We start from the raw sequence: 14,007 nt of genomic DNA on the forward strand, positions 1-14,007 counted from the left end.
TTAATATAACTAAGTTATATTTGATGCAAAAATTTTTCCATTTTACAAACCTCGTATTTTGCCCCATCCTTCATTAAAGAATTTTGAAATTAGTTTGGCATTTAATTCTACTTCTTCTCTGCTTTTAGAATGAACAGCAACTTCAGATAAAGCATAATAATATGCATGGTTAATTAAGTGAATTCCCATATCGGTTATTACACTACCGACACCATCTTCACCATAAATCATGCTTAATATTTTGATGTGATTTTTATCTTCTATTTCCACGAGTTCATCTAAAAAATTACTGTATTTTGTTCCATAAGAACCAAACACTAATAACTCAAATGCATCTTTATTTTCAAAAAAATACAAGACCATCTTAACAGCACCATGTGCTTTAGAGTCTAAAATTTTATAAATGGTTTCTTTCCCAAGTGGAACTTCCTTTTTATATGTCTCAAAACTCTCATCCTCATACATAGCATAGTATTTTCGTATTTGGCTTACAATCGGCTCAACTAACTCAGAAAAAAGTGCTTCCTTATCCTCAAAATGACCATAAAACGCCCCAGTAGTAACACCTGCTTCTTTGCAAATAGCTCTTAAATTTGCCTTTTCAAATCCTTGTTCTTTGAAAATTTTCTTACCGCTATTAAGAATCCTATTATGAGTTACTTCATAATCTCCGTTTGCCACGATTTGCCCTCCTTTCTTCAAATATAACTTAGTTACATTGTAGCACATGTTATATTTGAAAGTCAAAATATTTATACACATACATTGACTTCAACTCCTGACTTGAGCACTATCTTTAGTTCCTCATCATATACAACTACCTTATCTACAAGTTTCCTTACCAAGTCTTCATCATAGCTTTCTATTTCTAATTCTTGATTGTCTAAAAACTCTTCTAATTCCTTTAGCCTGCTTTGTTCATTCTTCTCTTCTGCAATACTCAGGAGTATCTTTTCTTTCTCATTTCTTAATTCTTCTACCCTTTTTGCGAGGTCTGTGAAGTCTTTTTTGGCATTAGCTACTTTTAAAAGTTCTTCTTGAACTTTTAGCATTTCTTGGTCTATTTCTTTGATTCTGCTACTTCCATTACCTGTGATGGCTTTTTCTATATTCTCTTTTATTATTTCTTCTAATTCACTACTTTCCGATATAAGCTGATTGATGGCTTCTACGACTGCTTCTTGTAGATCAGTCTCTTTTATGGTTCTTGCTTCACATGCTTCTGGTCCATGGGTTACTCTTGTACAACACCTCCAAACGGTATATTTCTTTCCCCTGTTGTTCCAAGCAATTCTCCTGTAAATATCCCCACATTTAGAGCAGTAGACAATACTTGAAAGGGCGTATTTGCTGGAATAAATTCTTCTTTTTCCTTTGCCACTTACCATATTAGATCGTCTGTACATTTCTTCTCCAACTCGCATGAAGATTTCTTTTGGTATGATGGCTTCATGGCTATTTTCTACATAATATTGAGGTGCTATTCCATCATTTTTAACTCTCTTCTTATTTAGAAAATCTACGGTGTATGTTTTTTGTAAGAGGGCATCCCCCATATATTTCTCATTAGTTAATATTTGATTGAGGTTCGATACATGCCACTTCTTATTTCCTGCTCCATTTACTATCTTGTCTTTTTCAAGTCCTACCTTTATATCTCGTAGGCTTGCTCCTTCCAAGTATTCTCTGTAGATCCTTTTTATAATTTTTGCTTCTTCAGGAACTATGACAAGTTTTCCGTCTTCGTCTTTTGTGTAGCCTAAGAACCTATTATGGTTTACCTGGACTTGACCTTGTTGAAATCTATATTGAAAGCCTAACTTCACATTTTGTGATAAAGACTGGCTTTCCTGTTGAGCAAGAGATGCCATAATGGTAAGGAGGACTTCCCCCTTGGCATCCATGGTGTTGATGTTTTCTTTTTCAAAGTAAACTGGTATGTTGTTTTCTTTTAGCTTACGAATGTACTTTAAGCAGTCTAGCGTATTTCTGGCAAACCTCGATATGGACTTCGTGATGATGTAGTCGATGTTTCCTTTCATGGCTTCTTCTATCATTTTATTAAAGCCAGCTCTTTTCTTGGTATAAGTTCCACTGATTCCTTCATCAGAAAAAACTCCCGCAAATTCCCAATCTGGATTTTTCTTAATATAATTTGTGTAATGGTCTACTTGAGTGTCATAAGAAGTTGCCTGTTCATCGCTATCTGTTGATACCCTCGCATAGGCTGCTACTCTTAGTTTCTTTTTTTCTGATTCCTTGATTGAGTTTCCCTTTTTCTTTTTCGCTGGTATGACTATGACCTTACTATTCATCATCTATCACCTCGATTAACCTATACTTATAACTTGCTCTCTCAAAAGGATCTAGTGGCAAGGTCCCTTCTTTCTTATATCTAAACTTACAAGGAACTTTAATAATCTCTTCTTCTTTTTCCCAAACTCGTCCCATAGCTAATGCCCTTTCCTTTAACATTTGGCCTGCCTTTTCAAAGCTTTCTCTATCTATTATCTTAGGATAGATTTCATTTCCTAAATACTTTTTATTGGTAAGGATTCTTTTTACACTGGAGCTGTTTTTCTTCACACCTACAAGGTCTGCCGATTTTATAAGGGCATTGCCAGCAAGATAGTTTTTAAAGATTTTTCTTATATTCTCCGCTTCTTTTTCTTGAACTTCTACTCTTCCGTCTCTTATGGTATAGCCATAGCATAGTCTAGACATCTTCTTTCACTTCCTCTCTTAATACAAGTCCACACTTTAAATGAAAATCAAGAGTCTCTCTATTGACAACCTGTATGTGGGCAATGATTTCTTCAAACAAGTCATCTTCAAAGTGATCTATCATTTCACTTTTATCTAAGATTCCTATTAGCTTTTCAAGCTCTCTTATTTCTTCATCATTTCCAAGGATGGCTTTTTTGCTTCTCTCTTTTTCCATAAGTAGGTTTCTTTCTTCGCTTGAAATTTCACTGCTTTCTTTTGTATAAATACTTGCATCTAAAACTCCCGAAGTTATTAGTTTGTTTAGGACCTCTTTTCTTTCCTTTAGTTGTTCTAGACTTTCTTCTATTTTATTTATCTTCTCAACTTCTTCCTTGCTGTCCACTCTCTTTAAGGATTCTAAGAGTGGTGTAAGGATGCTATCTTTTCTAAAGATTAGCTTATTGACTAAAGTTACAAAAGCTAGTCTAATGTCCTTATCTTTAATAAACTTCATGGAGCACTTATTGATATCTTTTAGATGTTCACTACAAGTCCAGGCTATATATTTATCTTTGCCATTATAGTGATGTCTTCTCTTAAAGCTTGAACCACACTCGCCACACTTGATTTTCCCCGATAGGCTATATCTATTTTGATATCTTTTAGTGTCTTTTCCGTTTCCTTTTGCTATAGCCCTTATCTTTATTAGGTCTTGAACTTTCTCAAAGTCCTCTCTACTTACAATGGCTTCATGGTTGTCTATTATTTTATACTGGTCTTCTTCTCCCTTATTTTTATGCCTCTTGTAAGTATCGTCTGTATAGGTCTTTTGGTAGATGACATCGCCTATATATTTTTCATTTTTTAAGATTCCATTTATAGTCGACCCATGCCAGTTTGATCCTTTTTGCCCTTTAATCTTTCTTTTATTTAAGTCTTCTGCTATTTTGTGCGTTCCCTTACCTGAAAGATACTTTTCAAATATTTCTTTTATTATTTTTCCTTCTTCTTCATTCACTACCATCTTTCCATCTATATTCTCATAGCCATAGGGTGGGCTTGATATAATAAAAGTTCCATTTTGAAATCTTTTCTTTATGGACCATTTGTTATTTTCTGAAATAGACCTGGACTCACTTTCTGCAAGGGATGAAAGTATGGATAACATCAACTCACTTTCCATGGTTCTTGTATCAATGTTTTCTTTTTCAAAATAGATACCAATGTTTAAGTCAAGGAGTCTTCTTACGATTTCCAAACAATCTGTCGTGTTTCTTGCAAGCCTTGAGATGGATTTAGTTAGGATAAAGTCTATTTTTCCGTCTTCACAGTCATTTAACATTTTTAGAAGTCCATCCCTGCATTCTTTCTTTGTTCCAGTGATGCCTTCGTCAAAATATAAACCTGCAAAAGCATATGACTTGTTCTCAGATATAATCTTTTCGTAGTGTGCTTTTTGTGTTTTAAGGCTTACAAGCTGAGCTTCCTCATCTGTCGATACTCTTGCATAGGCAGCAACTCTTAATATGGATCCTTCTTTTTGATTCGCTTCTATTTTTGTTATCTTTTTCATTGTCTCACCTCTCTTTCTCTTAGTGCTATATTCCCGTACAAATGAGTATATATCAAGTCTTATAGCAATAATTCTGAAAGAATAGGTTTGAATTTTTTAATGTTTTCTCTCCTAATTTTTCTATATTCTTCAAGGCTAATTTCATCTAAAAGAAAAAGATCCTGGATAAACTTATCCGATAGATAAAAGTTAAGCTCTGCCTTTAAATCTCTTTCAGTGTATTCAGTTTTTATAACTTCTTTTTCACCTTCAAACTTTTGTACTCTCATACTTCACCTCCTATATCACAGGCTAAGAAATTAAGGCTATTTTTAACCTTAATTTTCTTTCCTCTATATTCCTTAGGACAAAGAGAGTGTTTTTGAGTAATATTAAGGTCTTAATATATGCCATAAGAAATACTGAAATAGGATGGTAAAATAAAAAAAGGCTTAATGGATTTCTAATTTAAAAATCCATTAAGCCATAATCATTTTATTAAACTAATTGATTCACTCTTCTCTGAATAGCATAATAATCATATCCAGCTTGAGTTAATCTCCTTTTTCTTTCTTCTCCATTCCCCCATTTTCCACTTATAACTTCTCTTGCTAAATCATCGATTGACTTCCCAACTGGATATACTATCTTACCATTAGCATCGAATACTTTTAATCTAAATCTATAGGCACATCTTTTAGCATTCTCTAAATTCTTAAATGCACCTTTCTGACTTTTTACATCAGACCAGGATTTTCTAACTCTGTATAGTCCACCTGTTGGTTTACCAATAGTATTATTTCCTCTTAGTCTTTTATTGACTTCTCTTGCAATATATGGGAACTTACTACCAAGATAGGGTCCTGGACAATTAGTACTTTTATACCACTCGTGTTTTTGAAGGACACCATCCTTACCTCCAGTGTAGGTGCAAGGATAGATTCCATTTCTTCTGCAGATGTCTGTAACTAAATCAATTAGTCTATTTAAAACGTAATCAGAAACTAACCACTGAGGACCTCTCGTAGAGTTCCCTACTTCAATTGTGACTGCTCGGTTGTCACACCAGGAAGATGAGGTTGTCCACGCTCTGTTAGATTCATCAACTCCTAAAACAATGACTCCATCGGATCCTAAGTTATAGTTAGCTGATGCTCGTCTTGACCTTGGCACAAATACTCCAGCAAGATTTCTACCATTTATAACTCCAGCAGCATGGTGGATTGCTATTTTGGTAATCTTTTGATTTCTTCTTCCACTATGGTTAGGTGATAGAATTCTTGCTTGTACTAATGGACTATTACTCATTTATTTTTCCTCCTTGAATTGTTCTAATACTCTTTTTAATTTTTCTGGTACTGGCAAACCTAAAGCTACAGAGTTTTCTAAGATAGAAAGCCCTTCATTTGCTATATAAAAAAAGATGATGGCTGTTCTTATCATTGTTCCATCACCTTTAATTAAATTTACATCACATAGGTTTGCGATACCTACAACTATAAAAATCATAATCTTTTTAGCTATTCCTTTAAATCCTATGGATGAGGATAGCTTTCTTTCTACGCCCGCTCTTAAAACACCCGTCAAATAGTCGGCTATTACAAAAGCAAGTAGTGTGTAAATAAAAGCATCTACACTTCCAAGATAAAATCCCAACCATCCTCCGATCGCTGTAAAACATACTTTTAGTATTTCAAAGAATTTGTTCATTTTATTCCTCCTCAGTTAATGTATAAGTTATTTTCATTGTCTTATCTGCTGTTTTTAATATTGGACTTGATAGGTTATTAATTGTTCCAAGATACGGAGTGTGCAAATATAAATTCTTATAGAGATTTCCTCTAAAAGCCCCATATCCAACCCTAAACGGCCCTAATTCAATTGATGGAGTCATCATGTCATAAAAAGTTGCATTGCTCGTTTGAATTATATTATCGTCTCTATCAATCACAAATTTATATCCAAGTATATAGTCACCCCATTCATAAATTCCTAAACTTGTACTTTCTCCAGATGTGTATTTCATTTCAAAATCAACGGCTATTTCTGAAACATCAACTGGATTATTAGCATTAATTTTATAGATTTTATTACAGTCAGTATCAGGGACATATAGATATCCATTCTTTAGCAAGCTATAACCATTTTTATAGGCACTATTAGAACTTGATGGGTATGATCCAATTCTATAGAGCCTAATATTATTTAATTTCCAATGATCTATCTTATAGCTACAATCATCCTTTTTTATCTTTATCCTGTTTAAGTCAGTATAATTGTTTTCAAGATTTCTTATGAAGCCATAGTAATAGCCATCTTTACCATCAAAAAACCCCGATTCATACCAGTCATACGTTCCGATATTTTTATAAAAATCCTCTATAGAGATTGTCGTCTTTTCTATATTTTGAGGAGCATTTTTATAAATTGGATCATTTAATCCAAGACTGGTTAATGATTCTTGCATTTTTAATATTTCTAATGTTTTGTTTTCCAATGGCCAAATAGAAGTAATTGTATTATGGACAGCATCAGCTTCTACCATACCTACGTAAACTCTCAAAATTTCATTATCTATGGATGTATAGGTGTAATTTAACCTTAAGCAAGCCTGCCTGCCATAAGCATCTCCATAAAAATATCTCCCTCCTCTATAATGAGTTAGTGCAAGAGCAGATATTCTTCCATTGGCTTGCGATGTTGAGAAATCCCATACAAATTTATATCCGTTTTCTATAGGAGTAGATTCAGTTAAATTGGCAGAGCCTCTTTTTGGTGCATCTGTTGAATTAACATCATTCGATGCATATCCAATTATCTTATTATTTGCAGGTGCTATATATTTATTTGAATCTTCATCGAGAGGAGCTTCAAATAATAAAATACCCCCATAACACTTATTTGCTATTGGGAATATTTCTTCCTTGTATTCCTCTGCATTGGTTTTAAATATCGGATACATAAGCCCTGATGGATTCAGTCTTAATAAATCTGGGACTGCATTAGTTATTAGGTTTTCATCTTCATAAATCTCCTTCTTATTTGTCCTCACATCAGTTAGTTCAATGACTGATTTACCCTTAAGCATTTCCTTCCTCCTTATCTTTAAATTCTGTAGTAATTTCTTCCTTATATTTTTCTAGCATCAATCCTTGATATTTAAATCTTCCTACCTTTTCATTAAAAACTAGTGGCCTTGGGACTTGTCTTTCTACTTTGTATTCAGCCTTCAATTTCCTAAGCACAAATGAATGACTAAGTTCTATTCTCTTCCAAGATTCATCAATCTTAAGCTTTCCATCCCAAGCCTCTGTAGAACCTAAGGATTGACCAGAGATAGCAGCGATAGCATTGTCTTTTCCAATCATTGCTTGACCAGACTCAAGCCTAATTAATACCGAGAAGTTGTTCATCGTCTTTTCTTGAAGTTTGGTTAATGGATAAAAAAGATTTAGAATGTGGTCACCACTGAGGTAGGTTTCTTTTGGAATGTGATGCTCTATTTTCGTATCATTAAAAACATAAGTAATAACTAGCCTTGTTGGTATTTCTATGTTTTCAATAAAGTCTAATTCTTCTACTTCCTCTTTTTCTTCATACTTTGGAGGATCATAGGATTTTCCATCTTTATTTAAAACCTCTACTTGTTTCTTGAACTTTCTGGATATCTTTCTTGTTTTTTCTTCAGTATCACAAATTATATTTAACAAGATAGAGGCATTAAAAATTGCCTCCGTTTCTTTATTGGAGGCAAATTCTATACGAATTATTGGTGTATCCGTTGTGGAAAGATTAAAGGCAGAATAGTTTGAGTAGGCATGAACTACTAATTTTTCAGATTCAATTTGATTTAACAGTCCTACTATATTCTTATCATTCTTACTCTTAGCTTTAGATAAATATGGATTCTTACCTACGCCAAGAATTCTATGCTTGCTATTTATTTTATATTCTATGTCAGTGATAAGGCCTTCAATCTTTTCTTCTTCGTAAGAAATAGCTATCCTATCTCCTACATCAAGACTTGGATCTCCTATAGTTACCATGTCAAAAGGTGTGTGATGAATCTTACAAATTTCTGTTAATAGGCCTTCACACATTCTTTTTCTTTTTTCTGGAAGTCCTAATTGCATAAGTGGATTTATTCCAAGATTCATAGTTAGTCCATCGTCATTTTCTAAAGAGTAGTATTCAGCTATTTTAGTCTTTGCATTTGTTGAGTTGATGGCTGTATATCTTGTCTTAAAATCTGATATTGATGAAGAAAATCTTTCTCTTGTTTTAATTTCAGTTGATATGTTTCCTGCATACTTTCTTAAAATTAATTTTCCATCACGACTAATCCCAGCAAAAGCGCCAAGGGTAGATGCTATATAGTGAATAAAGTCCCTGTAAGTTTCTATATCATGGTCTTGATAAATCGCCAAAACTTCCTCACCATTAACAAAAGCTTTCACGTCATCTTCTGTCATGCCTAGTTCTACCTTGCACTTCTCACATGAAAAACTTAGTAATTCAAAAGCTGTACCAAAGGTATCTGTAACTGGAAAATTCTTATCAAACCTAAGCATATAGTCATAGCCTTTTAGTTCTAAAATCTTCTTAGACCTATTCGCTTCAGTGACATCAAATATTCCCATCGGTATGGTTTCTATCTTTTTGCTTTCTAATTCTTGATGGTAAAAAAGTTCTAGCTTTGAATCCTCTAAAGAATACCTATCTATATTTGAAAAAAGGCTGATTCCAAACTCTCCAGCATAAACTGTACCTATTTCAAGTTCAGAAGATCCAGAGCATGAACGATGAATGTATCCAGACCCTTTAAGAATATCTTTATTTGTAAATGGAATAATGATTTCATCTTTTAAGATGATATTCCCCGTCCAGTAAAATTTACGAGAATTCTTTTTGATTGCTTTTTTATATTCATTGCTTGTTGGATACATCAATACTCCTCCAATGAAAAAGATACTTCCCACAATCCTTTATAAGAAGTATCTTTTATTAGTTTGACTTGAAACTTGTCTATATACATTTGTGTCTCTTTTAGTTCCAACGTTTCTGTATCTAGGTATTTAACTTTAAGATTAGGCTTATTAGCAAGAGCACTCAATATCTTCACAAGCTTAGGACTACAAGAAAAACCTACAGAAATACTTGCTACTTTATTTCTAACGATATCTCTCTGAATAGTACCTGCCTCTGTTTCTCCTCCAGTATCTGACTCTATATCTCTAAACTCCAAATCATAAGAATTTGGTAGAGGTAGGTCTACTCCTTCAATAATTAAATATGATTGATATTTCATTATACGACTACACCTCCATTCACTGCGTCGCTTTGCTCCTTGTTCATGGGGTGAGACTGCATCTGACCTACCAACAAAATCATAGATTTTGGGTTAGGTCATTATCTACCTCCACTCCTTAAATTCTTACGCATAGATGCATTGACAATAACTTCATCAAGGAGAGTCCCTCCAAGATAAACTGGTATAACTATATCTCCAGAATTTTCCGATTTTAAATTGATGTTTGCAAGTGCATCAGATATTTGCCTTCCTATATCAATTCCATTTACAGCAGATTCTTTATCAAATCCAGCCATACCTACAGCTGATATATTAGGACTTAAAACCATATCGCTTGCTACATTCTTCATTGAAGATTGAACTAATCTCCTACTCTTTTCAATTCCTTTTGATAAGCCTTGCATGAAGTCTGGCATCCAAGATTCATAGTCAGTAAGTGGGCCAACATCTGGAACTGAAAAGTGTAGGTAAGATCTAATAGTTGATGCTACATTAGATACAGCAGATGTCACATTGCTAATTGCACTTCTAATCCCTCTAGCAATTCCGTTAATCATATCGGCTCCCCATGTATAAGCTTGGGATGCCAAATTCTTAATGTGATTAACTGCATTATTAAATCCATTTCTAATGCTAGATAAAATATTCGACATACTAGAAGAAATAGCTGACTTCATCGAATTAAAGGCAGATGTGACTGCTGACTTCGCAGTATTCACTGCAGATGAAATAGTCGACTTTATGGAATTCCAAGCAGATGAAACAAAGGTCTTAATATTATTCATTGTTGATGAGATAAAAGTCTTTATCCCATTCCAGATTGATTCAAGGACTGTCTTGATAGAAGTCAATATAGTTTCAATAGTCGTTTTTATATTGGTCCAGGATGTGGATATAAATGTTCCAATGGCAGTAATGACTGTTGTTAAAAACTCTTTTAGTCCATTCCAAATAGTCTCTATTTTTACTTTAATTGCATCAAGAACTGTTGAAATTAAAGTCTTAATACCTTCCCAAGTAGTCTTGATAAACTCTCCAACTGCTGTAAATACTTCTGTAGTTGTAGTTGAAATAGCTGTCCATATATTGGTAAAAGTAGTTTGAATTCCCGTCCAGAGGCTCGTAAAGAATTCTCCTAAACTTTGCCACAGACTCTTTGATCCCTCAATAAAGGTATTCCAAGATTCAGTTAGAAAAGTTGTTATAGATGCCCATATACTGTTCCACTCTTCAGAAAGTCCATTCCATAGATTGGCAAAGAAGTCCTTGATGCCTTTCCAAGTAGTTTTAACTCCTTCAATAAATCCAGACCAAAATTCTGATAGAAAACTTGTGATTTCAGTCCAGGTGCTTGTCCATGAATCTGATATTCCTTGCCATAAGTTTACGAAGAATTCTTTTATTCCATTCCAAATAGCAACTGTTGATTCTTTTATTGTTTCCCATATGGAGATGACTCCTTCTCTAAACCAGTCGCACTTCTTCCATAAAAGAACAAGTCCAGCTATTACAGCACCAATAGCAATAGGGACAATACCTATAGCTGATACTACTGCAGTGATTGCTGGAATAAGTGTACCTGTAAATATTCTTACTATCTTAGTTATTCCTCCTACTATTAGAGGCCCTTTGGTCATTATAGTTCCTATTGACCAGACAAGCTTTCCTATAATCATAAGAACTGGACCAAGAGCAGCTATAAAAAGACCAATACCTGCAATAATACCTTTTACTGGACCTGGAAGTGCATTAAGTCCATTTACCATTTTTGTTAATATATCTACTGCTTTTCTAACAGCAGGCATCAAAAGTTCTCCAAAAGATATGGCTAATTCTTCTAAGGCAGATTGTAGGATCTTTAATTGACCAGCTAGGTTATCCTGCATAGTAGCAGCCATTTTTTCTGCTGTTCCATCTGCGTTATAGATGGCATCACTCAAACTGTTATAGTCTTTCTCACTGGCATTTATAATTGCCAACATTCCAGACATGGCATTTTTACCAAATATCATGGATGCTGCTTGTGCTTTTTGAGTTCCATCTAAATTAGCAAAGGCAACTCTAAAGGTGCTTAGAGTTTCATCAAGTGAAAGGCCCTGTACATCTTCAATAGATAATCCCAACATGGACATTCCATTAATAACTTCTTTAGTTGGTGATGCGAGTCTTGTTAGTCCAGACCTTAAAGCTGTCCCTGCTTGTGAACCCTTTATTCCTGAATTTGCCATTAGACCTATAGCTACTGCAGTATCTTCAACTGAATATCCAAGGGCACCAGCAATAGGAGCTGCATATTTAAAGGTCTCACCCATTAATGAAACATTTGTATTGGCATTAGATGATGCGGCAGCAAGAACATCAGCAAAGTGAGAAGAGTCTTCAGCTTTTAAACCAAAGGCTGTAAGGGCATCTGTGACAATATCAGAAGTAGTTGCTAAATCCTCACCACTGGCTGCAGCAAGGTTCATAATTCCTTCAATACCACCAATCATGTCCTTACTTTTCCAACCAGCCATGGCCATATAATTCATAGCCTCTGCCGCTTCAGATGCTGAGAACTTGGTCTTGGCTCCCATTTCACGGGCCTTTTCCCTTAGGGCATCAAAGTCGGACCCTGTTGCACCAGATACTGCTTTTACCTTTGACATGCCAGAATCAAAATCTGATGCAGTCTTTACAGCTGCTACTCCAAGACCTGCTACTGCAAGAGATACTGGCATCATTTTTCTTCCCACGTTTTCTATATTTTGCCCTGTGTTTTGCCATTTTTCTCCAGTAATAGCTATGTTTTGAAGAGTCTGATTTGTGGTTGCCCCTTGTCTTTCTAGAGACTTTAGGGCTTGTTCTGTTTCAATAATTTCACGTTTAAGGGCATCATATTGCTCTTGGGAAATCTTTCCTTCTGCAAGAGCCTGTTCAGCTTGTTTCTGTGCCTCTTTTAAAGATGTTAATTTGTTCTTTGTTTCTTCTAAGGTCTGACCTAATAGCTTATGCTTTTGGGAGATAAGTTCTGTATTTCCAGGGTCAAGTTTAAGAAGTTTGTTAACATCACGAAGTTCAGATTGAGTATGTTTAATCTCCGTATTTACTTGTTTTAGTGCAGTCTGTAATTTGGTAGTATCCCCACCAATCTCAACAGTTATCCCTTTTATTCTATTTGCCAATATCTCACCTCCTCTTTAGAGATATATTTATCAGTGTTTTTATTGATGTTTTTATCAATTTTTGCTATACTTATCTTGAGGTGATAAGTATGAATTTTGTAAAAGAATTATCCAATAAGACTGTATCCATTTCTGAATTTAATCGAGGCCTAGCTGGACGTATTTTCGATGATGTCAAAGTGAACGGTTCTAAGGTCGTATTAAAGAACAACACTCCTGAGTGCATTCTTCTTTCCCCTGATGAATATACGAAACTCATTGATGAGCTCGAAGATGCAAGAGATCTTATGCTTGCCAATACAAGGATGTCATCAATGGATAAATCCGATTTAATTTCTCAAGGTGAATTTGAAAAAGCCTTCCATATCGATTTAAATGAAGTCTCTCCTCTTGATGAGGACGAAATCGAATGAACTATAAACTATCCTTTATAAAAGAAGCCATCCAAGACTATCAAGCCTTAGATGGATCTCAAAGAAAAATTGTCGATAAAGCACTTAAGAGGATCTTAATAAATCCTCTTCCTAATACTGAAGGTGGCTATGGCAAGCCTCTTTCTAACCTTTCTGATTCTAAGCTTGCTGGTCTTATGAAAATTAAACTTAAGAGTTCAGGTCTTAGAATCGTTTATAAATTGGAAAAATCAGATGATGAAGTTCTTGTCATTATTATCGGTGCAAGAGCGGAATCCAAAGTCTATAAAGATGCTGAAAAAAGAGTAGCTAAACTTGAAGATTAAAATTTATCAAAGTCTTCTTGTGTAGCTACTTCTTTGTATTTATAGTCGTCATTATTCTTTTCTGTGAACATATCATTTACAAGTCCAATCGTTAGTAGGGATAAATCAGAAACAGAAAGACCAAGTTCCACTGCCCTTAGTAAAAACAAGGGTGTAGTCATTGGTCTTTCTGTTGGTCTTACTTTTTTTTAGGAACTTCTTCCGATTTTATATTAAGTCCCCACAACTCAATTAGTTGAGGTAGAATTTGGTAAATTGAAAAGGTTGAGAAATTATCCAACCATTCTTCTGGACTATCTGGCACAGATTTATCCCCATGCTTTGCCATTACATAGGCTATATTTTCAAATAGTTCTAATGAGCCTATATCAAGATTAGATTTATCTTCATCGTTTTTCTTCATGGACTTTTCTAGTTCCATTAAGTCTTTAAAGATATCCCTTCCAAATTTAAGCCTATAGATTCTTGGGATAGCTGCTGATGCACGGAAAACAACTTCTTGGCCATCGATTTGAATTTTCTTGGTTAGTGCCAT

The 14,007-nt window shown here is 34.5% G+C and carries 15 protein-coding genes; 2 read left to right on the top strand and 13 right to left on the bottom strand.

Annotated elements, in window-relative coordinates; all coding sequences use genetic code 11:
• Nucleotides 1-42: 42 nt before the first annotated feature.
• From BQ7400_RS04740 to BQ7400_RS04790, 11 genes are all read right to left on the bottom strand, one after another.
• Entirely contained in the window at nt 43-681 is a 639-nt protein-coding gene (locus BQ7400_RS04740) for a TetR/AcrR family transcriptional regulator (RefSeq protein ID WP_004835143.1), read from the bottom strand.
• Nucleotides 682-752: 71 nt separating this feature from the next.
• Nucleotides 753-2,315 (bottom strand): recombinase family protein, encoded by a 1,563-nt coding sequence (locus BQ7400_RS04745; protein ID WP_072469683.1) that lies wholly within the window; start codon nt 2,313-2,315, stop codon nt 753-755.
• Nucleotides 2,308-2,724, bottom strand: a complete 417-nt coding sequence (locus tag BQ7400_RS04750) for a recombinase family protein (RefSeq protein ID WP_072469684.1) — start codon at nt 2,722-2,724, stop codon at nt 2,308-2,310. The genes BQ7400_RS04745 and BQ7400_RS04750 overlap by 8 nt, the downstream gene beginning before the upstream one ends.
• Entirely contained in the window at nt 2,717-4,279 is a 1,563-nt protein-coding gene (locus BQ7400_RS04755; protein ID WP_072469685.1) for a recombinase family protein, read from the bottom strand. Before BQ7400_RS04755 ends, BQ7400_RS04750 begins: the two co-directional genes overlap by 8 nt.
• A 59-nt stretch (nt 4,280-4,338) precedes the next feature.
• A complete protein-coding gene (locus tag BQ7400_RS04760; protein WP_072469686.1) occupies nt 4,339-4,548 on the bottom strand; it encodes an SHOCT domain-containing protein in 210 nt (69 codons plus the stop codon).
• A 208-nt stretch (nt 4,549-4,756) separates the two neighbouring features.
• Nucleotides 4,757-5,566 carry an N-acetylmuramoyl-L-alanine amidase gene (locus tag BQ7400_RS04765; RefSeq protein ID WP_072469687.1) on the bottom strand — a complete coding sequence of 270 codons (810 nt, stop codon included), beginning with the start codon at nt 5,564-5,566 and terminating at the stop codon, nt 4,757-4,759.
• Nucleotides 5,567-5,968: a phage holin family protein gene (locus BQ7400_RS04770; protein WP_034439180.1), complete on the bottom strand. Its 402-nt coding sequence runs from the start codon at nt 5,966-5,968 to the stop codon at nt 5,567-5,569.
• Nucleotide 5,969: 1 nt separating this feature from the next.
• Complete coding sequence (locus BQ7400_RS04775; RefSeq protein ID WP_072469688.1) at nt 5,970-7,346, bottom strand: hypothetical protein; 1,377 nt, start codon at nt 7,344-7,346, stop codon at nt 5,970-5,972.
• Nucleotides 7,339-9,204 (bottom strand): hypothetical protein, encoded by a 1,866-nt coding sequence (locus tag BQ7400_RS04780; protein WP_072469689.1) that lies wholly within the window; start codon nt 9,202-9,204, stop codon nt 7,339-7,341. The genes BQ7400_RS04775 and BQ7400_RS04780 overlap by 8 nt, the downstream gene beginning before the upstream one ends.
• The gene (locus BQ7400_RS04785; protein ID WP_072469690.1) at nt 9,204-9,566 is read right to left on the bottom strand and encodes a hypothetical protein; all 363 of its coding nucleotides are present in this window, start codon (nt 9,564-9,566) and stop codon (nt 9,204-9,206) included. The genes BQ7400_RS04780 and BQ7400_RS04785 overlap by 1 nt, the downstream gene beginning before the upstream one ends.
• A gap of 101 nt (nt 9,567-9,667) precedes the next feature.
• Nucleotides 9,668-12,733: a phage tail tape measure protein gene (locus BQ7400_RS04790; RefSeq protein WP_072469691.1), complete on the bottom strand. Its 3,066-nt coding sequence runs from the start codon at nt 12,731-12,733 to the stop codon at nt 9,668-9,670.
• A gap of 89 nt (nt 12,734-12,822) precedes the next feature.
• Between BQ7400_RS04790 and BQ7400_RS04795 the strand changes: the two genes are divergently transcribed.
• A complete protein-coding gene (locus BQ7400_RS04795) occupies nt 12,823-13,146 on the top strand; it encodes a type II toxin-antitoxin system Phd/YefM family antitoxin (protein ID WP_019125122.1) in 324 nt (107 codons plus the stop codon).
• On the top strand, nt 13,143-13,472 hold the full coding sequence (locus BQ7400_RS04800) for a type II toxin-antitoxin system RelE family toxin (RefSeq protein ID WP_019125123.1): 330 nt from the start codon (nt 13,143-13,145) through the stop codon (nt 13,470-13,472). The genes BQ7400_RS04795 and BQ7400_RS04800 overlap by 4 nt, the downstream gene beginning before the upstream one ends.
• Here BQ7400_RS04800 and BQ7400_RS10595 read toward each other — a convergent pair.
• Both BQ7400_RS10595 and BQ7400_RS04805 read right to left on the bottom strand, forming a co-directional pair.
• A complete protein-coding gene (locus tag BQ7400_RS10595) occupies nt 13,469-13,633 on the bottom strand; it encodes a hypothetical protein (protein WP_004816339.1) in 165 nt (54 codons plus the stop codon). The genes BQ7400_RS04800 and BQ7400_RS10595 overlap by 4 nt on opposite strands.
• 17 nt (nt 13,634-13,650) lie before the next feature.
• Nucleotides 13,651-14,007: a hypothetical protein gene (locus BQ7400_RS04805; RefSeq protein ID WP_072469692.1), complete on the bottom strand. Its 357-nt coding sequence runs from the start codon at nt 14,005-14,007 to the stop codon at nt 13,651-13,653.

Source organism: Urinicoccus massiliensis, from assembly GCF_900120405.1.
Classification (GTDB): Bacteria; Bacillota; Clostridia; order Tissierellales; family Peptoniphilaceae; genus Urinicoccus; species Urinicoccus massiliensis.

Excerpts from the sequence above, each read along its gene's own strand:
- BQ7400_RS04745 (WP_072469683.1), bottom strand. The coding sequence starts at position 2,315 with ATGAATAGTAAGGTCATAGTCATACCAGCGAAAAAGAAAAAGGGAAAC.
- BQ7400_RS04750 (WP_072469684.1), bottom strand. The coding sequence starts at position 2,724 with ATGTCTAGACTATGCTATGGCTATACCATAAGAGACGGAAGAGTAGAA.
- BQ7400_RS04755 (WP_072469685.1), bottom strand. The coding sequence starts at position 4,279 with ATGAAAAAGATAACAAAAATAGAAGCGAATCAAAAAGAAGGATCCATA.
- BQ7400_RS04760 (WP_072469686.1), bottom strand. The coding sequence starts at position 4,548 with ATGAGAGTACAAAAGTTTGAAGGTGAAAAAGAAGTTATAAAAACTGAA.
- BQ7400_RS04765 (WP_072469687.1), bottom strand. The coding sequence starts at position 5,566 with ATGAGTAATAGTCCATTAGTACAAGCAAGAATTCTATCACCTAACCAT.
- BQ7400_RS04770 (WP_034439180.1), bottom strand. The coding sequence starts at position 5,968 with ATGAACAAATTCTTTGAAATACTAAAAGTATGTTTTACAGCGATCGGA.
- BQ7400_RS04775 (WP_072469688.1), bottom strand. The coding sequence starts at position 7,346 with ATGCTTAAGGGTAAATCAGTCATTGAACTAACTGATGTGAGGACAAAT.
- BQ7400_RS04780 (WP_072469689.1), bottom strand. The coding sequence starts at position 9,204 with ATGTATCCAACAAGCAATGAATATAAAAAAGCAATCAAAAAGAATTCT.
- BQ7400_RS04785 (WP_072469690.1), bottom strand. The coding sequence starts at position 9,566 with ATGAAATATCAATCATATTTAATTATTGAAGGAGTAGACCTACCTCTA.
- BQ7400_RS04795 (WP_019125122.1), top strand. The coding sequence starts at position 12,823 with ATGAATTTTGTAAAAGAATTATCCAATAAGACTGTATCCATTTCTGAA.
- BQ7400_RS04800 (WP_019125123.1), top strand. The coding sequence starts at position 13,143 with ATGAACTATAAACTATCCTTTATAAAAGAAGCCATCCAAGACTATCAA.
- BQ7400_RS10595 (WP_004816339.1), bottom strand. The coding sequence starts at position 13,633 with ATGACTACACCCTTGTTTTTACTAAGGGCAGTGGAACTTGGTCTTTCT.
- BQ7400_RS04805 (WP_072469692.1), bottom strand. The coding sequence starts at position 14,007 with ATGGCACTAACCAAGAAAATTCAAATCGATGGCCAAGAAGTTGTTTTC.